This is a genomic window from Thermodesulfobium narugense DSM 14796 (assembly GCF_000212395.1).
Classification (GTDB): domain Bacteria; phylum Thermodesulfobiota; class Thermodesulfobiia; order Thermodesulfobiales; family Thermodesulfobiaceae; genus Thermodesulfobium; species Thermodesulfobium narugense.
Genome location: NC_015499.1, coordinates 435,490 through 455,362, shown reverse-complemented (window position 1 = coordinate 455,362; position 19,873 = coordinate 435,490). Strand labels below are relative to the sequence as shown.

Genomic DNA, 19,873 nt, shown 5'->3' with positions numbered 1-19,873 from the left:
TAAATGCTGATAAGGTATAATAGGTAATAGTTTAATATTTTGTTCCTCTTCCAATTCATGCAGGAGGATTAAGATATCATGGAATGGCTCCAATAATCAGCAATCTTTACAAAAACAAAATAATTGAAGCGTGTCACTACGATCAAAGAAGCATATTTGAGGCCGCAAAGATCTTTGCCAAAACAGAAGGGATAACTCCTGCCCCCGAATCTGCTCATGCAATAAAAAAAGCTATAGATGAAGCTATCAAAGCAAAAGAGGAGAAAAAGGAAAAAAACATTGTATTTCTATTATCAGGACATGGCTTTTTAGACCTAAGTGCCTATGAAAAAAATAGAGAAATAAGCTAATAGGGCGGCAAGTTGACCTTTAATCCAACTATATCTCTTGGCCTTGCAATCTTAATTCTAAAGGGTAATTTTGTCTTTCCCAAAATTTCTCTATAAGTCTTTTTCAAAATTTCAAGAGAGTTGTTCTTTTCGCTCAAGTGAGCAAGCACGATATTTCTCTTTTTTATCTTAGAATTCAAAAGTGCAAGTGCTGCATCCTTATTGGACAAGTGTCCGTTTGAAGAAAGAATTCTTTTTTTCAGATAATAAGGATAGGATCCGTTTTTCAACATTTCAATATCATGGTTTGACTCAAGAACTAAAAGATCAGATTTATCAATTGCACACTTTACGTCAGACGTAACTTCACCAAGATCGGTAATATAAGAAAAGCAAAAATCCCTGCAAGAAAACTCATAGCCAATTGGGTCTATTGCGTCGTGAGGCGTTGAAAAGAAGGAAACTTTTACATTGTCAAACTTTACCTCGTCAGTCAATATTTGAAAACAATTCCTGCTTTCAACTCTTTTTAAAACTTCATTAAAGCACTTTTCTCTAATAAAAACAGGAATATTACAATAATTTCTGGCAAAAACTTCCAACCCTCTTACGTGATCAGCATGCTCGTGGGTAATAAATACTGCGTCAATATCTTCAACTCTAAGATGTAAACTTTCTAAGGACCTTTTAAGATAAGAGCAGTTAACCCCTATATCTATCAAAAAAGTATAACCACCCATTCTTAATAAAGTAGAATTGCCACTACTAGAACTTGCTAGTACGTTTAATTCAACGGTTTTCAAAGTTTTAGTTCCCTTGTAATCTTAAAATGTAATTTTGCAACCTTTTTCAAGCCATTTAAACCATATTGTTCAACAATTTTTTGCGCAATATCTTTAACGTTTACGCTCCCCCTTTTTAGTTTGACCCCCACTTCATCAGAAAGTCTTTTCATCTGTCTCAAAAACTCTGCACGAGCCAAAATTGAGGCGGCAGCCACAAACAAAAATTCGCTTTCAGCCCTCACTACCTCAAAAAATTTTACGTTCTTATATTTTAAAAATTTCTTTTCTAACCCGCTATTGACAGAAAATTTATCCACCACCACTTTAAAACTACTCTTTTCATCCAGAAAATAACTTATTGTTTCAAAATGAAGCCTTGCAAGAATATCATTCAAATTTGCATTTTTAGATTTGTAAAATTCGTACATGTTATTATATTTCTCGGGCAACAAAGTTATTCTTTTATATAAAACTTTAGAGTTAATAATTTCAGATTCAAGACAAAAAATCCTCTCCTCATTTAATGCTTTACTATCTTTAATGCCGCTACTTTCTAAAGATCTCAGATTGTCACCTGTCATTTCTACCCCAGCAACAACCAGTGGCCCAAAGTAATCCCCTTTTCCGCTTTCATCAGATCCGATATAAAAGTCAAACTTATCGTCCAATTTTTGAAATATTAAACTTTGTCTGACCACATTCCCAAAACAAGATTTAACTTTATTTCTTAATTCATCGCTTTTTATTAAAGACGTATCCAGTTTTAAGCCAGCTTTCTTGCTCCCATAAAACCTTACCACTGCCTCTTCTTCTCCAAACAGAACTTTTAACTGAACTCCGTACTGGATTGTTTTGGTATCTTTAATCAAAAAGCCACAGAGTTTAAGCTTTTCTATTATCCTCTCAAGTTCTATATCAAGCATTAAGAAGTTTTTTTCAGTTTCTTTGGTTTCAACTCAAAAGTACTTTTTGGATTAGTTCCAGTCCACGCCTCTAATTCTTTGGCCTCAAAAATTCTTTTGAAATAAAAACTAAATATCCCAGCCAAAAACCCCTCGCACATGCTGCAAACAAAGCGATCAGAATGTTCAACTCCAGAACAATAAACATCTTCTAAAATACTTATCTCAAAGTACAAAGAATTCAAATCCATATCCTCTAATTGCAATACCCCAAGCCTTTGTTCCTTGAAAGCTGTCTGCAAAGATACTAAAAACTTTTTTACGTCACCTTCGCTAGAAATAAATGTTTCACAAAATTCATTTCCAGCCAAAAATCCTGCATCGAACAAAATCCTATCAGCTTCGCTTTGCCCAAATCTCTCCTTTAGTTTCTCCTGAATAGAAATAAAGAAAAACCTATACATAAATACAGGCATCAAAAGTCCAAGATTTGGTCTCCCAGCGTCGACATTGCCAATTTTATCAATTATGCTCTGTTCAACATTTTCATCGCTTTTCATGTTTATCTACTCCTTCAGGCTATATTTTTCTACAATCTTCCTCAATAACTTTGAAATATCTTTTATGTTTATTTGAAAATCCCTTTTAGCTTTCAAAAAGTTTGCCAAGCTTTCCCTGTTCATCAAATATACATTATTTAACTCAAAAACGCCATTAATATCCGAGTTAACAAAAACAATCAGCGAAAAAACGTTTACATCAACTTTTAGATTCTTTCTAATTTCTTCTTCCAACCAAACTTTGTTTTTCAAACTCATTGTCAATATATCTCTTTTTGGTTTAGCGTTGTCCAAAAAAAATTCATTGTTCTTTATCGAAAAAGAGCCTTTAGTGTAGCACACGTTTATAATATAAATGCCAGAACCTAAAATTACCAGTAAATATAATATATCGCCATATTTTCCTGGAAAATGAGTATATACCAAAGAATTTTCTGGTATCGTTTCTAATTCTTTACCAAGTTCTTCAGTAATCCTATAAGGCTTTGTTCTGAGGTTGTCTGAAATAAAGCTCATGTTTCTATTCTTATAAGCTCTAGAAAGAATTAAAATTATAGCAAGTATTGAAAGGGACAATATTATCAGTTTAAACATTGGCCCCTGATCTAAATAATCAGACAAAAATAGAATAACAGTAAAAAATACTGATACAATCGCTATTAATAGCGAGTTTTTTCTTATGTATTTTCTTAATTCCTGCTGATCTATCTCGCTCATACTATTTTATTTTTTTCATCCACGTGAACAATCTTTGTAACAAAATCTTTTAGTTCCTTTTCATCAATCCAGCAGTATGCCACGATAATAACCAAATCGCCTGGTTCAGCAAGCCTTGCCGCAGCACCGTTCAGACTTATCTTTCCAGAATTCCTTTCGCCCTCAATAACATAGGTTTCAAAACGCTTCCCATTATTAAGGTTAAATATGCTTACCGCCTGACCTGGCACTATGCCTGACTCATCAAGTAAAGCTTTGTCTATGCTTATGCTTCCCTCATAGTTAAGATTTGTATCGGTTACCCTTGCCCTATGAATCTTAGATTTCAACATCTTTATATACATTTACTCTAACCACCTCTTAAAATTTTTAATTCCAAGTAAATTTAATTATAGCTAAATTACTAATTAAAAAGATAATCTTTTTTGTCGCCTTCTACAATTAATTTGTCATTTTTGAAGACAACTTTCTTGCCAAAAACGCTATACAGAATTCTTGAAACAGAGGGAACAAGCAAATTTTTTATATAATAATCAATATCCACATCCTCAACTCTCAAATAAATATAAGGCAAAGCCCTTGAGTTAATCGCTCCAGTGCCCTTTGTAATTACGTATCCTATAATGTTATCCGATCTTAGCTTAAATCCCATCTGGATATACTTTTTAGCAGCCTCAACATGGGGGGCCTTTACCTCATATGAGCTTATATTTTTATTAACAGCCTTATAAATTACAAAAGATAATAGAGGATATTCATTTTTTCTCAACTTTTCTATCTCGCCTTGTAAAATTTCTATAGCAGCATCAAAACCTTCAAAATTCAAAATAGATCTCAAAATTCTTTCTTGTACAATCCTAACAATTTCTGGAACGTCGCCGTGAACTCCCTCAAAGCCGACCAAAACAAGCTCTCCAGAATCGTTGATTCCTGCATATTTCTTCTTTGCCTCTGTAAAAACAATTGACCTAAAGACTTCGTCAACTTTAATAATCTCGCCTTTTAGTTTTAGCTCAGAAAGAAATTTACTAATATTTTCGCTTTCCTTTACAAAAAGGCTGTCCGTGTCGCCATATATAATCTCAAGACCCAGACTTGTAGCCAGGTCAATTGCGTCTATTAAAGTCTTTCTGCCCCACTCAGAAGTAGCCTCGGCAATCTCTTTCTTAAACCACCTGGCACTTTGCCATCCTGCATATCCGTAACAAGCATTTGTGATTATCTTCAAAGTCTTTTGCTTAGCGTTTAGAAAGATATACTCTTTCGAAGACTTTGGAAAATTATCCATACTCTTTTTTATTCTATCCCTTTCGAAAATTAGTTCCTGAAGGATTTTTTTATAGAATCCGTCCGGACTCTTTCTAAACTTATATGCATTCTTAGGGGACTTAAAACACTCTTCATCACAGCCTTCTTCGACAAACGTATCAAATGAAATGTTGTATCTTATCATGATGGATGGAAGCATGCTCTTGAAGTCTAGTACTACTACATCTTTATACACCCCAGGAGATGTCCTTAGAACTATTCCTCCTTCATAAGAATCGCTAAGGTGCCGTTTTTTCGGCAATACGATCATATTTTGCAAATAACTCTTTTTCATAAAGAGCCCTTCAACCCTAAACCCAGTAGGGGCAAATATCACAACATCAAGTGGCATAAACGTAATTTGAGATAGAGAAAAATACAACTGATGGGTTAACTCCCCAAGATCAAAGATGGATTTTGCAGAATATTTACAATGTCTTGATAACCTTTCAGCATCTAAAACTTCAATAGCCTTTACCAGCTCGATTTGATCCAGAATGTAGTCTTTTTGGGAAGCAATATTCAAAAATTCTAAAACCTTTTTTAGTTCTTTTTGTTTAAGATCATATAAAGTTTGGGCATATTGAAAGAGATCGAATATTACTATAGAGTCTATTTGAATAAAACCGAACTGACCCTTAGTAGGTGTGCTATCTTCAAATTTTAGATTAAGTCCTAAGTTTTTTGCCCTTTTCGTCATGAAGTCAAAATCATCCTGACCAACGTTAAAAGTGTATATAATGCTTGGCTTGTAGCGTTTGACAAATGTCAAAAATCCCTCAAAGATATCCTTTTCGTCCCCCTCAAAGGTTATTGGCCCTTCATTGGAAAATATGGATATATAAATAATTTTGTTGATCTCAGGATCAGGATTTAGCACCTTACTATCCGTCAAAAAGTAAAAGGACATAGACCTAAAATCAGGATAATCATAGCTAAAGAAGGAAAAATTACCTTCTACCCTATATGCATCAGAAGATTTATCTACTTCTACCTCATTGAAAGAGCAAAAAGTAATGTTCTTTTCCAAAATATACTGAACTGTTGGCCTCAAATCGTGATGAAACAAGGTAAACTCCCTAAATTTTTTAAAAAACTTTGCGCTCTGAACGTCCTTGTCTTCATTGAAATCAAAATATATCCTATAAAATCTCTTATCTTCACCTAAATATATCTTGTTTTCTACTTTAAACTCCTTAATCCCCTCACCAAGAGAAGAGCTAATAACAGATTCTATCCTTTCACTGTTTCCCTCAACAAGAACGTAAAAGCTTGGCTTGAAGCTATCATCAAACAATTTTATCCTTTCGCCATTTTCATCTAAGCAATTTATACGTATTGAGGGTTTTTTGTTTTCCTTTGATACGAGAATCTGAAAAGGGCACACTTTAATTTTCATGGCTTTGTGTTAAAAAAGTTCAAAATCAAATTTGCAGTAAAATTAGGCCTGGAAATTGGAAAGTTATGATTAGCATCGGGTATAATTGCAAGATGTGAACTTTTAATCCCTTTGAACATAGAAATAGTGTGTTCAAGCTTTATGAGGTCTCTATCAGCACTGATTATCAAAGTGGGAGTAGTTATCTTTTCAAGATCTGAGTAATCAATTTTTGGAGATGTAAGCCACAACAAGATTATTTTATTTAAAAATTTTTCGAAGCTTATGCGGTATTTATTTATCCTTTCGTACTCGATTCTTTCCTTTTCAAAAAGTTTTAAAACGTTATCTGACTTTAAGGCTTTTATAAAATATGGCTCCAGACCATCATAGTGATATTGTCCTCCCAAAAGAGCAATCTTCTTGAAAAGCTTTGGATATTTTATTGCCAAAAGTAAAAGAATTATTGCTCCATCGCTATATCCTACTGCAAAACATCCATCCAACTTAAAGGTTTTTATAAACTGATATGTGTCTGATGCAAATTGCTCATAAGAAAATTCATCACTTGTATCTTCACTTCTGCCATGTCCCCTTCTTTCTGGCAAAAATACCTTATAATTTTTTTCAACGAGCCTATTTGCTAGGTGATACATAGTACCAATATTTTCGCTGCCACCGTGCAAAATTAGACACTCGCTTCCCATTCCAAATATCTCATAGTACGTCTCAAGGTTATTTATCTTTACGCTCGGCACTCAAAGCTCCTCTCTTCACTTTTTCAAAAGCAAAAAAAGAAAAGATTATTGAAATAAGGCTTAAGAATATCCCAAAAGAACACGCATCGTGAAAACCCTTTTCTAAAAGCTTCTTTGATTCATATATATCTATTTTCCCATAAAAATTACTAAAAATATATATGCCAATTATAGCTCCAAGATTTTGAACCACTTGAATGAAGGAGGAGACAAAACCACTCTCTGTTTTTTTTACCTGTCCTAAAATAAGAGACGGACTTGCAACAAAGAAGCCAACCAGTCCAACGCCAGCAAGCACAATAGCAATCACGAAATAAAAAATAGATGCAAAATTTTGAATGAAAAAGAACAATATGCTCGATAAAAATACGTTCAATGAAGAAAGAATACACATATTTCTGTGCCCAAACCTATCGGACAAAAATCCAATCAATGGAGACGCTAAGATAGTTATTGTACTTCCAACGCCGATTGAAAAGCCTGTCAATTCTTGACTAAAACCCATTGCGCCAATAGCAAAAAAGGGTATTACAAAGTTAAAACCATCAAACAAGCAAACAATTAGAAAACTTGAAAGAAGCGCAAAAATTATGTTTTTATTTCTAAATATCGAAAAATCTATAGTCGCATTTTTGTTATTCTTTTCATGGTATAAAAAGAAGAAGAAAAGCAGAAACCAGAGAATCCATAATAAAAGAATCAAGTTTTTCTCAGCAATAACTCTACATAGACTTAATATAACGATAAACAAAGAGATTGTTGAAAAGATCAAAAGAGAGCCAAAAAAATCAATTTTACTTTTCAGCCTTGTTTCATATGCCTTTGATAGAGAAACAACCCCAAAAATAAAAACTAAAATACCTATTGGCACGTTTATCAAAAAAATAGAGTGCCAACCAAACTTTTCCACCAAAAACGACCCAATTGGAGAACCAAATGCAAATCCTATCCCACCAAGCCCAGTAACTGCTGCAAAAGACCTTCCTATAAACTCTTTAGGCAAACGCTGCAAAATCAGGGCCCCTGTAGTTGCAGAAATCATGCTAGAAGCTATCCCCTGCAAAAATCTTCCTATCAACATGATATAAAAGTTTCCTGAAATAGCACAAAAAAGAGAGGTTAAAGAAAAGAGAAGAGAGCCAGTCAAAAATACCCTTGATGCCCCTACAGAATCTGAAATCTTACCAAAAATAATAAGCATTGAGCAAAGCGACAAAAGATAAAATATTGCCAAATTTGATACATTTTCAATCGTAACATTAAAGACTCTGCTCAAATAGGGGTAAGAGATGTTTACTATACTAACATCAAGGCTTACCATAAAACTAGCTACACACAAACAACACAACAAAACTATATTCTTTGAAGAGATCATAATTAACTCAAGAAATAATTAACAATAATTCGCTACAAAAAGCGAAAAATCTTAAAATCCAATTTAGAAATCAAAACTTTTCATATAGAATATAACTCTTATCTAAAGTTCAAGAGTATTTAAAATATCTCTCAAAGAGATTAACTCTTCTTTAGTAAAAGTCAATCCTTTGCTCATTCTATCGTAATTAGGCGACCACTCTCTAATATCATACTTAGCAGCTTTATCGTTCCATCTGACCAACTTTAGATCCTTTTTCCATCCCTTCGAGCTTTCAGAAATGGTACCCAATGTTTCCAGGATTTCATACTTTATTTCAGCCATAATACCTCCCATATATGATTAAACAATTTTATTATAACTTACAGTTTAAAAAAGCGCCCGTATCGTTTATAAATTCAACAAATAACCAATACTTTTAAGTAAATCAGCATGTCTTTTATAATCTGGCATTAACGTCTTTACCTTTACCCAAAAATTCTTTTCATGATTTTTCTCTTCTAAGTGTACAAGTTCATGTACAACAACGTAGTCTATTACAGAGATTGGTGCCATTATAAGTCTATAAGAAAAGTTTAAGTTTCCATTTGAAGAACAAGACCCCCACCTTTTTTGTGCGTTTGTAATATTTATCTTATTATATTTTAAATTGCTTTTTCTCGCATACCACTCAACTCTTTCAGATATCTTCTTAAAAGCTTCCCTTTTGTACCACTCTATAAAAACCTCTTTTGCCTTATTTAAATAATTTCTTGTAAGATAAAAAGCATTTTCAAACCTAAGGGGAACCTCCTGATTATCAACTATATACAGCTTGTAATACTTGCCAAGATACAAAAATCCTTCCCCATTCACAAATTCTTTTTTTGACGCTTTAGGATCTCTTGACTCTATCTCCTTTCTTTTTTTCTCAATCCAATTTGAGTGTTTTCTAATAACCTCCCAAATTCTCTTTTCATCTATTCCAAAAGGCGCCTTCACTATTAATGTTGCATCATCTGTAATCAGCAGAGCGATTGTCTTTCTTTTCGAGCGTATTATTTTCTCAATCTTTATATCTAACATAATATCACTTCCTATAATGGCAAACCTATTTTATCCCCTCCAAAATTATTTTAAAACATATTTTAACACGCTCATTTTCGTTTTTTTCTTAAATTCCAATCTTCCTAAATTTTTGTGGATAATTTTTAAAAAGTTTGACAAAGAATAATACAGTATTATAATAGGAAATATATCCACCCCCTATGGGGTGGGATAGGAGGTTTAAAACAGATGGAGAAGTTAATCTTGAAAATAGAGGGCATGAGTTGCGCCTCGTGTGCTATGAACGTAGAAAAAGCTCTAAAAAAGGTCAAAGGAGTAGAAAACGCAGTAGTAAACCTTGCCAGCGAAAAAGCTTTGATAACCTTTAACCCGAAAGATTTTAGCGAAAAGGATGCCTTTGAAGCTGTAGAAAAAGCTGGATATAAAGCTTTATATGAAAAAAGCAGTAAAAAAGACGACTCAGATGAATTTTTGGAAAAGGTAAAAAAAGCTAAGCAAAAGATGATTTATGCCTGGGCTATCACAATCCCTCTAAGCTTTATTATGTTTGTGCACATGTTTTTCAACATTGAATTCAAATATCACACTCTCATAAATCTAATTTTATCCTTCCCAGTAATCTTCATAATAGGAATAGACCCTATAAAAAGTGCAATAAAGGCATTGATTCACAAAAACACCAATATGGACGTTTTAATATTTTTCGGAGTAACTTCATCGTATTTGACTGGGATATTAAATTTGTTTGGGCAAAAAATAGCCGACTATTCTGGAGTAGGAGCTATGATTACCGGCTTTTATCTTATAGGCCAATATTTAGAAAGCAAAGCAAAGGGAAGGGCATCTGAAGAGATAAAAAAACTCCTCAATCTTAGCCCAAAGAAAGCTAACCTAGTAAAAGAAGACGGTTCTATAGAAATAATAGACATAGATTTTGTGAAAGTCTCAGATATTCTTTTGGTAAAACCATCTGAGCAAATTCCTACAGATTCGGTAATAATTGAAGGTACCACATCAGTAGACGAGTCAATGATCACTGGAGAAAGCCTTCCAGTTCCAAAATCAATCAACGATACAGTAATTGGAGGTACCATAAACCAACTTGGCACAATAAAAATCAAAGTTACCCAGATTGGAGAAAATACTGTTTTGTCAAAAATTTCAAAATTAGTAGAAGACGCCCAGAGCACCAAAGTTCCCGTACAGGCATTTGCTGACAGAGTTATCTCAATTTTCGTTCCCTCTATAATAATTATTGCAATTTTAACTTTCATAGTCTGGTTCTTGTTCCCATCAGATTTACACAAATTAAATTTCTGGGCAAAGGATTTTCTGCCCTGGATAAACCCAAATCTAAACACAATTTCAGCTGCCATATACGCTTCAGTCGCAACTCTTGTAATAGCCTGCCCCTGTGCATTAGGACTTGCTACCCCAACAGCGCTAATGGTAGGATTGGGTCTTGGAGCATCTAAAGGGATATTAATTAGATCTGGTGAGGCACTCGAAAGGGCAAAGGATATAGACGTGGTAGTCTTTGACAAAACAGGGACAATTACAGACAAAGAGCTATACGTAACTGACATAGTATCAAATATAGATAAAGAAGAATTTATAAAAATTGTAGCTTCACTTGAGAGTTATAGCGAACATCCTATAGGCATTGCAATTAATAAATTTGCAAAAGACAATAATATTTCAAAAATAGACTTTCAAAGCGTAAAGGTAATTCCGGGCTTAGGAGTAGAAGGCTACTTAGATAACAAGAAGATCATCGTAGGAAGTCCAAAATTTATTGAAGATGCCACCGGGATAAAAGATATTGAAAAATCAAAATTTAAAGGAAAGACTCTGGCAATAGCATACGAAGAGGAAAGAGGTTTGCTTGGAATTATAGCTTTGTCTTTCAAGATAAAGCCAAACGCAAAGGAAGCGATTGACCAAATCAAAAAAATGGGAATTAAAACAATAATGCTCACAGGTGACAACGAAGAAACTGCACGCTACGTTGCAAGTCAAGTTGAAATTGACGAATATTTTGCAAACCTTCTACCTCAAGACAAAATAATGCACATCAAAAGACTTCAAGAAATGGGATACGTAGTGGCAATGGTTGGAGACGGAATAAATGACGCGCCCTCTTTAAAACAATCCGATGTAGGAATATCTATAGGAACTGGAACTGACATAGCCAAAGAAGCGAGCAATATCACATTAATGACGGATGATCTCACAAACGTAGCTAAATCTATAAAGCTTTCTATAGCAACGTTCAAAAAGATTAAGCAAAATCTATTTTGGGCTTTTTTCTACAACATTATTGCTATTCCCTTTGCTGCGCTTGGAATGCTTCATCCTGTGATAGCTGAAGCAGCAATGGCTACAAGTTCTGTTTTTGTAGTCACAAACTCTATTAGGCTTAGAAATTTTAAGATATAAAATATGTCCTCCACCTCCATATCCATATATGGTAATGATGAATATATCTTTAGCCTTCCAGTATTCTGCAATCAGACCTTTGCCTTATGAAGACAAACAAAATAGACTTTTGGCAACTGGATCTACAGAATTTAGTGCAAATACACCCGGAACATATTATTATGTTTGTCAGGTGCCAGGACATGCTCAGCAAGGCATGTATGGAAAATTCATAGTCTTAGATAAGTAGGTTAACAAATAAATTTAAAGGAGTAAAAAAATGACAGATAAAGTTATTATCTACACATCGCCTGGATGTCCAGACTGTGCAGCCGTTAAAAACTGGCTTAAAAAAAATAATATACAATATACTGAGATCGACATTACAGCTAATTCAAATGCCGATGAAGCCTACAAAAAGTTTGGCGTTAGAATTGCTCCAATTACCGTTATAGATGATAAATTTTTTTACGGAACTTTCAAAGACCAAAAACCTAACTTAGAAAAAATATTTAAAAAGTCTTGAGGTGAAAAAAATGAAGGTTTACGTTTCAGGAATGACTTGTATGCATTGCAAAATGACAGTTGAAAGACTATTTTCTCAAATAGATGGCGTCGAAAAGGTTGAAGTAGATTTGACAACAGGAATTGTCAACGTTAAAAGTAGCAAGAACATTAGCAAAGAAGTGCTGGAAAAATCTTTAGAGGACACGGCATATAAGGTTGAAAAAGTCGAATACTAACAAAAAAGAACCCTTTCATAAAGATGCTCTAAAATTATTAAAAACTGCCAGAGGACACATTGACGGCGTAATAAATATGATTGAAGATGAAAGATATTGCATAGATATATCAAACCAGATTCTGGCAATTATAGCTATACTAAAGAAAGCTAACACATCTGTCTTAAACAAACACATTGACAGATGTGTGAGAAATGCAGTAAATAGTAAAGACGTAGACGAAAAGATCGTAGAACTCCAAAACATTATGAAGTACATAGAAAAAACAAGATAAAATTTACATTAAACTGTCTTTTGACATAATTTTGACTTTATTTGTCCAACGTAATAAAAAAGTTTGCTAATAATGTATAATGTAATCTTGTTAAAAACTTTTTTCCATACAATTGGAGGTCTAATTTAATGAACAAACTCAGCAATACAGATAGCGAATTCTTGAAATTACATAAAGACGATCCTATCGACTGGTATCCGTGGTCAAAAGAGTCTCTAAACAGGGCGAAAAGTGAGGATAAACCAATTTTTCTGGTTTCATGTTCTCTGTGGTGCCAGGAGTGTCATGAAATAACCGATGAAGTATTTTCGGATCCACAAATAGCTGACTTTTTGAACAAGAACTTCGTTTCTGTACTTTTAGATCGGGACGAACACCCTGAGGTTGACAGGCGATATCAAGAAAGCATATCGGTAATCATGAAAGACTCTGGATGGCCATTGATTGCATTCCTTACTCCTGATGCAAGAGCATTCTACGGTTTTGTATACAGAAAAACAAACGAAGAAATAGGATTCAAAGATATCCTTGAAAGAGTGTTGGGGATGTTCAAGGAAGCAAGAGAAAAGATTGAGGAGCTCTCTAAAAACAACGAAGAATTAATCCAAAAGCACTTTCACACGGAGCCGATGGGCATTGACAACAACATAATACACTTCTCTGTAATGGAAGTCCTTGAAAACTGGGATGATGTCTCTGGCAGCTTGGCTCTTGATCAGAAGTTCTATTTTCCATCCCTTTTTGAGGTAATGGTTAATCAATACGTCAATGAAAAAGAAACAGATACAAAGGAAGAGATTAAAAAAGCTGTTTTGCTCGTTTTAAGAAGCATGGCAAAGGGCAAAATTCACGACAAAGAAGAAGGCGGATTCTATAGATGTTCTGCAGATGAGGCATGGCAGTGCGTAAGAGAAGAGAAGACTACCGCAGACAACGCAGAACTACTACGACTTTATTCTAGAGCTTTTAGAACTTTTGTAGTTTCTGATTTAAAGGACACGATAAATCAATTCAAAAAATATTTCTCTGCAAACGAATCTGAAGAGGGCGGATTTTACACGTCCAACGCTAAAATAAAGGGCAAAAAATTCGTAGACAGATCAATTTATACTGACGTAAACTCCCTTGTAATAGAAGCCTTTTGTGAAAGTTATCTTGCCACATCAGACAAATATTTCTTAGAAAGCGCTGTAAAAACTGCTAACATGCTTCTTGACAACAGGCTGCAAAACGCTCATCTAATGAGGTCAAAGACCAAACCTGGCATACTATCCGATTACGCATATTTTGGTTACAGCTTATTAAGGCTATTTGAGATAACGAAAGAAGAAAGATATCTTGAATCATCCAAAAAGGTAATAGATATCGCTCTAAATAGGTTCTGGAATAGAGGTAAAGGTGGTTTCTTTGAAGTAGAAAGTGAAAGCGGCTTATACGATCAAATAGAATATTTGCTCGATATGCCCCTTTCAGCACCTGGACCGTACATCTTCATGAGCATGATGGAGCTCTTAAGAAACTTCCCGGAAGAAATAAAATACGAATACTTTCTTGAAGAGTATGCCAGAAAACTAATGGGATCAGCAGATAAAAATCCAATTCATAGCGGATGTGCATTAAGGGCGCTGGACGTTTTGATCAATCACCCAATAGAAAAAGAAGAAGAAGTTTTCGATCTGAAAGATCAAACTTTCAACTAAGATCTTTTTCTATTTCTAATAAAGTATAGCGCTACACCAATTATTAAGCCTATAAAGAGCGATATTAAAAATATTTCCAAGTTCATACTCCTGATGTAGAAATCTAATCTCTACATTATACACTATCATTATTGCTACATAATCTATATAACCTATCCTCTAAGCTTCCCAAACTCTCCAGGGTCTTTAGCCTTGAAAAATGCGCTGCCCATAACCACCAGGTCTGTGCCAATCTCTTTTAGCTTCTCTCCCCAAAACATATCCACTCCACCATCAACCCAAATCTCAAAATTTCTATCAGGACAAAGTTTAACCAACCTCTTTATTTTCTCAAAAACTGGTTCAATAAATGACTGTCCACCGAATCCTGGTTCAACGCTCATAAACAAAACATGATGTACAAAAGGCAATACTTCAAGTATAGAGCTCTCGTGTACTCCCGGTCCAATACTAATCCCAGGCAAGAAGTTCATTTCCCTCAGCATTGCACAAAATCTTACAGGTGCAACGGTAGCCTCTTGATGAAAGGTTACTTCTCTTACAGTTTTTGGAACCAGACTTACAAACTTTTCTGGCTCTTTTACCATCAGGTGAACAGATACGGGCAGTTTCGAACATTTAGCCAAATAGGCTGCAAATTGGGGGCCAAAAGATATATTGGGCACATAGTGCCCATCCATAACGTCCACATGCCAGGCATCAGCATATGGCTCTAATTCCCTTATATTCCTTTCAAAATTCAAAAAATCAGCTGATAGAATAGACCCAGATATTAACATAACCGCCTCCAAAAATCATAAAAATTTTTCTAAATCCATAATCTGCTCAACTCTTCTAAGGTGTCTTCCGCCTTGAAATTCAGTAGTCAAGAATATATCCACAAGCTCCTTTGCAGTATCAAAATCAGTAAACCTGCCACCAAGAGCTATCATATTTGCATTGTTATGTTCTCTTGAAAGTTTAGCTAGCTCGGGAGCATAAACCAGAGCGCATCTAATGCCCTTGATCTTGTTTGCGACAATAGACGCCCCTATTCCAGAACCACAAAGCACTATGCCCCTTTCACACTTTCCCGTTGATACTGCTCTTGCAGCCTTAGCTATAATTGGCGGATAGTCTACGCTTTCGTTACTAAAGCAACCAAAATCAGTAACTTCATGTCCAATAGATTCCAAATAATCTTTAATTTTATTTTTTAGTTCAAAGGCACCGTGATCAGTCGCGATAGAAATCTTCATATCGATCTCCTTAAATAAAAGTTTATATATAAATAATATCAAAAAATATTAAGATTTAATTTTTTTATCCCTCTTTAGTTATAGCAAGAAACTCCTCCATATCCACTCTGCTACCCATAAAGATGGGTGTCCTCTGGTGAAGGGATTCTGGCTTTACGTCAAGAATACTTACTTTACCGTTAGTTGCAATTCCTCCAGCCTGAGTTACCAAAAATCCCAAAGGGTTTGCCTCATAAAGAAGTCTAATTTTTCCATTTTTATTCACGTTATCAGCTGGATAGGCAAATATTCCACCTTTCAAAAGGGTTCTGTGAACGTCAGCTATCATTGATGCTACATACCTTAACGTATATCCTCTATCCTTTACAGTATCAACATATTTTTTTACGTTATCAGACCACTTTTTGTAATTAGACTCGTTGAAAGCATAAATTTTGCCCTTTTCTGGTATCTTTATATTTGGATGTGACAAAATAAATGATCCAACACCAGGATCGAGAGTAAAACCGTTTACTCCATTTCCCGTTGAGTACACCAGCATTGTTGACGAACCGTAAATTACATAGCCTGCTGCCACCTGCTTTTTTCCCTCTTGAAGAAATGAGGCATCATCGTCAGATATCCTTTTATAGATAGAAAATATCGTTCCCACGCTTATATTCACGTCTACATTAGAAGAGCCGTCCAAAGGATCAAGGCATATTACATATCTTCCATCTTTGCCCTCATCTGGAAAAAATGCTTTCTCCATCTCTTCTGACACAACAGCAAAGAAGTCGCCGGTAGAAGCAAGATGTTCAACCAGCCAGTTATTCGCCAGTTCATCAAGTTTTTGAACTTCCTCTCCCTGTACGTTTATTCTGCCTACCTTGCCAAGAACGTCTACAAGACCAGCCTTTCTAATATGAGAAGAAATTATCTTAGTTGCATTTTCTATTGAAATAAGTATTCTTGATAGCGTTCCTGAGGCTTTAGGATATCTCTTTTCCTCCTCGAGTATAAACCTGCTCAAATCTATTCCCTTATCTATCTTCATAGAATCTACCCTCTTTCCAAAATATTTTTTACAGATAAATACCTTACATTACCTTAGGAAGGGCGTCAATTCCAGGCAAATTCTCTCCTTCCAAAAATTTCAATGCTGCTCCACCACCAGTAGAAACATGAGAAAAGTAGTTTACCATGTTAGTTAACCTCAATACGTCAGACGTGTCGCCGCCACCACAAACGCTCACTGCATCGCTTAGAGCCACCGCTAAAGCAAGAGCCCTTGAACCCCATGAGAATTCAGGAATCTCAAACACTCCCATCGGTCCGTTCCACAAAATAGTCTTTGCCTTCAGTATCTCCTCTTTGAAAAGTTCTAAAGTCTTGGGACCAATATCAACCCCATACCAATCTGCAGGAATCCTGTGAGCATCAACAAGTTTACACTCACTGCCACTTATTATATCTTTTGCTACCAAGACGTCCACTGGCAAAATTATCTTCTTCCCCATTTCACCAGCTTTATAAAGTATTTGGCGCGCTATGTCATCTATTGATTCTTCTACAAAGGACTTGCCTACATCGTATCCATTTGCCCTCAAAAAGGCAAAGGCCATGCCGCCACCTATACATATAGAGTCAACTTTCTCTATCATATTGTTTATCAGCTTTATCTTATCAGAAACCTTTTTCCCACCTAAAATTAGAAGAAAAGGTCTTTCTGGGCTTTTTAAGATCTTGCTCAAGGCAACAACCTCCTTTTCAAGTAAAAATCCCGCAAAGGAAGGCAAGAGTTTGGGTAAAGAAGCTATTGAAGCGTGTTCCCTATGACATGCCCCAAATGCCTCCTGGACAAAGACATCTCCTAAAGAAGCTAAAAATCTCGCATATTGCATGTCATTTTTTGTCTCTCCAGGACAAAACCTAAGATTTTCAATGAGTAAAATCTCACCGTCCTTCAATTCGTTTAGAACAAATTCTTCCAACTCTTTCCCATTACATTCTGGGATAAAATTTATGTCAAACCTAAGCATTTCGGAGAGTCTTTTTCTTACTCCCTTCAAAGAAAAGTTTGCTTCTTTGTTCTTTGGCCTCCCAAAGTGAGAAGCCAAAATTACCTTAGCCCTCGCAGCACACAAATATGCCAATGTGGGAGCTACTGCCCTGAGCCTCATGTCGCCTGTTAGGTTTCCCTCTGAGTCAGCTGGATCGTTTAGATCCGCTCTTACAAATACCCTTTTGCCCTGAAGCTTGTATATCGGATAATCAAGTAAAGAGGCCCTATCAAACAATCTCACATCAGTCCCCTCCCCCCGACAAAAACTTAATCAAATCTACAATCCTATTAGCATAACCAAACTCGTTGTCATACCATGAAAATACCTTATAAATATCCTGAACCTTTGATATCAAAAGTCCATCCACAATAGACGAATACTTGCTGCCTATAATATCACTTGAAACCAGAGGCTCTTGTGAATAATATAAAATGCCCTTCATTAGCCCCTCTGAATAATTTTTAAAAGCTTGCCTTATATCCTCAACATCTGGATTCTTTTTGAGATTTACGGATAGATCGACTATAGAAGCCGTAGGAACTGGTACCCTTAGAGATATTCCATCAAGCTTTCCTTCAAGCTCGGGAAATATCTTTCCAATAGCCCTTGCAGCCCCTGTAGAAGTAGGAACCATATTTATAGCTGCAGCTCTAGCCCTCCTTGGATCTTTCTTGTGCGTGCCGTCAAGTAGCCTTTGGTCTGACGTGTATGCGTGAACTGTAGTCATAACTCCCTTTTCAATTCCAAATTCATCGTTTAAAACCTTGCACACTGGTGCAAGACAATTGGTTGTACAAGAAGCAGCAGATATTACTTCAAATGAAGGCGAAATGTCTTTATGATTTACTCCGTAGACAACCATGCAATCAGCATCTTTGCTTGGTGCACTGATGAGAACCTTTTTGCAACCCGCTATTACGTGCTTGTATGCGTCCTCTCTCTTTGTAAACTTCCCAGTAGACTCTACTACTATATCAACATTTAGATCCTTCCATGGAAGTTTGGAAATATCAGATCTTTCCTCGAAAACAAGAATTCTTTTGCCATTTATATAAAGCGAATCGCTATCATAACCTACTTCTTTATCAAATGTCCTGTATACAGAATCGTGTTTTAACAAGTTGGCAAGCATAGCAGTATTTCTCGAACTGTTTATTGCAACAATGTCAATATCGTCATAATCACTTGAGATCCTGGCAACCAAACGCCCAATTCTACCAAAACCGTTAATTGCTACTTTCATCTAACATCCCTCCCTCAGCTCCTGGACTTAAGGATTCAAAATTGCCTTTCGTCGAAGCTGAAATCTCATATATCTCGTTTGCCTTTCTTTTAGTTTCCAAAAGTTTCAAAGCTTCTTTTGCTATATCCTCTGAAGTAAGCTGATAGTGTTTTAAAAGATCCAAGCTTTTGCCAGATTGTCCAAATTGGTCTCTTATCCCCACTCTTGCCATAGCTACAGGAAACTCTTCTGCTACACATTCTGCAACTGCACTACCTAAACCGCCTATAATGCTGTGTTCCTCAACGCTCAAAACTGCTCTTGTTTTTATTAAAGATTCCACAAGGGTCTCTCTGTCAAAGGGTTTAATCGTATTAAAATTTATTACCTCAGCTTCTACGCCAAGTCCAGAAAGTCTCTCAGCAGCGCCAAGAGCCTCATAAACCATTATTCCACAAGCAGCTATAGTGATATCTTTCCCCTCTCTTAGGACTATAGCTCTTCCAATTTCAAAAGGCTTGCCTGGAGGAGTAACCACTGGCGTTGCCATCCTGCTAAGCCTTAGATACACAGGCCCCTCAAAGTTTGCAGCTGCAAAGGTAGCTTCATAGGCCTCATGCGCATCAGCAGGTACAATAATTGTCATATTTGGAATAGATCTCATAATTGAAATATCATCAATTGACTGATGTGTAGCTCCATCCTCTCCAACGCTGATTCCTGCATGGCTTGCAGCAATTTTTACATTTAGATTAGGATATGCTACAGATTGAAAGATTTGATTTAGTACTCTTTGTGTAGCAAATATTGCAAAGGAAGAACAAAAAGCTATCATTCCACAGGCAGCTAATCCAGCCCCTATCCCTATCATATTTGCCTCTGCAATCCCTACGTCAAAAAATCTATCTGGAAATTCCTTTGCAAACTTTATAGTCTGGGTAGACTTGGCCAAATCAGCGTCAAGGACTACCACGTTGTTATTTTGCCTGCCAAGCTCTACCAGAGCTTTACCGTAAGCCTCTCTTGTAGCAATCTCCCTATCATATACAATGGCCACACAGAACATCTCCTTTC

At 35.7% G+C, this 19,873-nt stretch carries 22 protein-coding genes and 1 pseudogene; 7 read left to right on the top strand and 16 right to left on the bottom strand.

The genetic code is table 11. The features are described from left to right. Positions 1-38: 38 nt before the first annotated feature. Positions 39-350 (top strand): annotated as a pseudogene (locus THENA_RS02260) (TrpB-like pyridoxal phosphate-dependent enzyme); the annotation flags it as partial. Here THENA_RS02260 and THENA_RS02255 read toward each other — a convergent pair. The 10 genes from THENA_RS02255 to THENA_RS02210 form a co-directional block, all read right to left on the bottom strand. Further along, positions 347-1,132: an MBL fold metallo-hydrolase gene (locus tag THENA_RS02255; protein ID WP_013755816.1), complete on the bottom strand. Its 786-nt coding sequence runs from the start codon at positions 1,130-1,132 to the stop codon at positions 347-349. The pseudogene THENA_RS02260 and the gene THENA_RS02255 overlap by 4 nt on opposite strands. Further along, entirely contained in the window at positions 1,129-2,037 is a 909-nt protein-coding gene (locus tag THENA_RS02250) for a ribonuclease HIII (protein WP_013755815.1), read from the bottom strand. The genes THENA_RS02255 and THENA_RS02250 overlap by 4 nt, the downstream gene beginning before the upstream one ends. Beyond that, positions 2,037-2,576, bottom strand: coding sequence for a 4-vinyl reductase 4VR (locus THENA_RS02245; RefSeq protein ID WP_013755814.1), 540 nt, complete (start codon positions 2,574-2,576; stop codon positions 2,037-2,039). Before THENA_RS02245 ends, THENA_RS02250 begins: the two co-directional genes overlap by 1 nt. Before the next feature lie 6 nt (positions 2,577-2,582). Beyond that, positions 2,583-3,293, bottom strand: coding sequence for a hypothetical protein (locus THENA_RS02240; RefSeq protein WP_013755813.1), 711 nt, complete (start codon positions 3,291-3,293; stop codon positions 2,583-2,585). Then, positions 3,290-3,637 carry an aspartate 1-decarboxylase gene (panD, locus tag THENA_RS02235; RefSeq protein WP_013755812.1) on the bottom strand — a complete coding sequence of 116 codons (348 nt, stop codon included), beginning with the start codon at positions 3,635-3,637 and terminating at the stop codon, positions 3,290-3,292. The genes THENA_RS02240 and panD overlap by 4 nt, the downstream gene beginning before the upstream one ends. A gap of 59 nt (positions 3,638-3,696) precedes the next feature. Then, complete coding sequence (locus tag THENA_RS02230) at positions 3,697-6,000, bottom strand: DNA-directed DNA polymerase (RefSeq protein WP_013755811.1); 2,304 nt, start codon at positions 5,998-6,000, stop codon at positions 3,697-3,699. Next, on the bottom strand, positions 5,997-6,737 hold the full coding sequence (locus tag THENA_RS02225) for an alpha/beta fold hydrolase (RefSeq protein ID WP_013755810.1): 741 nt from the start codon (positions 6,735-6,737) through the stop codon (positions 5,997-5,999). Before THENA_RS02225 ends, THENA_RS02230 begins: the two co-directional genes overlap by 4 nt. Then, positions 6,715-8,112: an MFS transporter gene (locus THENA_RS02220; protein WP_013755809.1), complete on the bottom strand. Its 1,398-nt coding sequence runs from the start codon at positions 8,110-8,112 to the stop codon at positions 6,715-6,717. Before THENA_RS02220 ends, THENA_RS02225 begins: the two co-directional genes overlap by 23 nt. A 102-nt stretch (positions 8,113-8,214) precedes the next feature. Next, on the bottom strand, positions 8,215-8,436 hold the full coding sequence (locus tag THENA_RS02215; RefSeq protein ID WP_013755808.1) for a YdbC family protein: 222 nt from the start codon (positions 8,434-8,436) through the stop codon (positions 8,215-8,217). A gap of 66 nt (positions 8,437-8,502) precedes the next feature. Beyond that, positions 8,503-9,177, bottom strand: coding sequence for a M48 family metallopeptidase (locus THENA_RS02210; RefSeq protein WP_013755807.1), 675 nt, complete (start codon positions 9,175-9,177; stop codon positions 8,503-8,505). Positions 9,178-9,387: 210 nt separating this feature from the next. On the opposite strand from THENA_RS02210, the gene THENA_RS02205 reads away from it, so the two are divergent. The 6 genes from THENA_RS02205 (at position 9,388) to THENA_RS02180 (ending at position 14,294) form a co-directional block, all read left to right on the top strand. Next, the gene (locus THENA_RS02205) at positions 9,388-11,598 is read left to right on the top strand and encodes a heavy metal translocating P-type ATPase (RefSeq protein ID WP_013755806.1); all 2,211 of its coding nucleotides are present in this window, start codon (positions 9,388-9,390) and stop codon (positions 11,596-11,598) included. 34 nt (positions 11,599-11,632) lie between these two features. Then, complete coding sequence (locus THENA_RS02200; protein WP_218914885.1) at positions 11,633-11,827, top strand: plastocyanin/azurin family copper-binding protein; 195 nt, start codon at positions 11,633-11,635, stop codon at positions 11,825-11,827. Between the two features lie 30 nt (positions 11,828-11,857). After that, positions 11,858-12,103, top strand: coding sequence for a glutaredoxin family protein (locus THENA_RS02195; protein WP_013755805.1), 246 nt, complete (start codon positions 11,858-11,860; stop codon positions 12,101-12,103). Positions 12,104-12,113: 10 nt separating this feature from the next. Further along, positions 12,114-12,320, top strand: a complete 207-nt coding sequence (locus tag THENA_RS02190) for a heavy-metal-associated domain-containing protein (RefSeq protein WP_013755804.1) — start codon at positions 12,114-12,116, stop codon at positions 12,318-12,320. After that, a complete protein-coding gene (locus THENA_RS02185; RefSeq protein ID WP_013755803.1) occupies positions 12,301-12,594 on the top strand; it encodes a metal-sensing transcriptional repressor in 294 nt (97 codons plus the stop codon). The genes THENA_RS02190 and THENA_RS02185 overlap by 20 nt, the downstream gene beginning before the upstream one ends. A 128-nt stretch (positions 12,595-12,722) precedes the next feature. Beyond that, positions 12,723-14,294: a DUF255 domain-containing protein gene (locus tag THENA_RS02180; RefSeq protein ID WP_013755802.1), complete on the top strand. Its 1,572-nt coding sequence runs from the start codon at positions 12,723-12,725 to the stop codon at positions 14,292-14,294. Positions 14,295-14,446: 152 nt separating this feature from the next. On the opposite strand, the gene THENA_RS02175 is transcribed toward THENA_RS02180, so the two are convergent. From THENA_RS02175 to THENA_RS02150, 6 genes are all read right to left on the bottom strand, one after another. Further along, a complete protein-coding gene (locus THENA_RS02175; RefSeq protein WP_013755801.1) occupies positions 14,447-15,073 on the bottom strand; it encodes a ribulose-phosphate 3-epimerase in 627 nt (208 codons plus the stop codon). A gap of 15 nt (positions 15,074-15,088) precedes the next feature. Continuing rightward, the gene (gene rpiB / locus THENA_RS02170; protein WP_013755800.1) at positions 15,089-15,532 is read right to left on the bottom strand and encodes a ribose 5-phosphate isomerase B; all 444 of its coding nucleotides are present in this window, start codon (positions 15,530-15,532) and stop codon (positions 15,089-15,091) included. Positions 15,533-15,596: 64 nt separating this feature from the next. Next, positions 15,597-16,568, bottom strand: coding sequence for a class 1 fructose-bisphosphatase (fbp, locus tag THENA_RS02165; RefSeq protein ID WP_013755799.1), 972 nt, complete (start codon positions 16,566-16,568; stop codon positions 15,597-15,599). Between the two features lie 43 nt (positions 16,569-16,611). Continuing rightward, positions 16,612-17,817 (bottom strand): phosphoglycerate kinase, encoded by a 1,206-nt coding sequence (locus THENA_RS02160; RefSeq protein ID WP_013755798.1) that lies wholly within the window; start codon positions 17,815-17,817, stop codon positions 16,612-16,614. A 1-nt stretch (position 17,818) separates the two neighbouring features. Further along, on the bottom strand, positions 17,819-18,820 hold the full coding sequence (gene gap, locus THENA_RS02155) for a type I glyceraldehyde-3-phosphate dehydrogenase (RefSeq protein ID WP_013755797.1): 1,002 nt from the start codon (positions 18,818-18,820) through the stop codon (positions 17,819-17,821). After that, a complete protein-coding gene (locus tag THENA_RS02150) occupies positions 18,804-19,865 on the bottom strand; it encodes a transketolase family protein (RefSeq protein WP_052296046.1) in 1,062 nt (353 codons plus the stop codon). The genes gap and THENA_RS02150 overlap by 17 nt, the downstream gene beginning before the upstream one ends. Positions 19,866-19,873 lie beyond the last annotated feature (8 nt).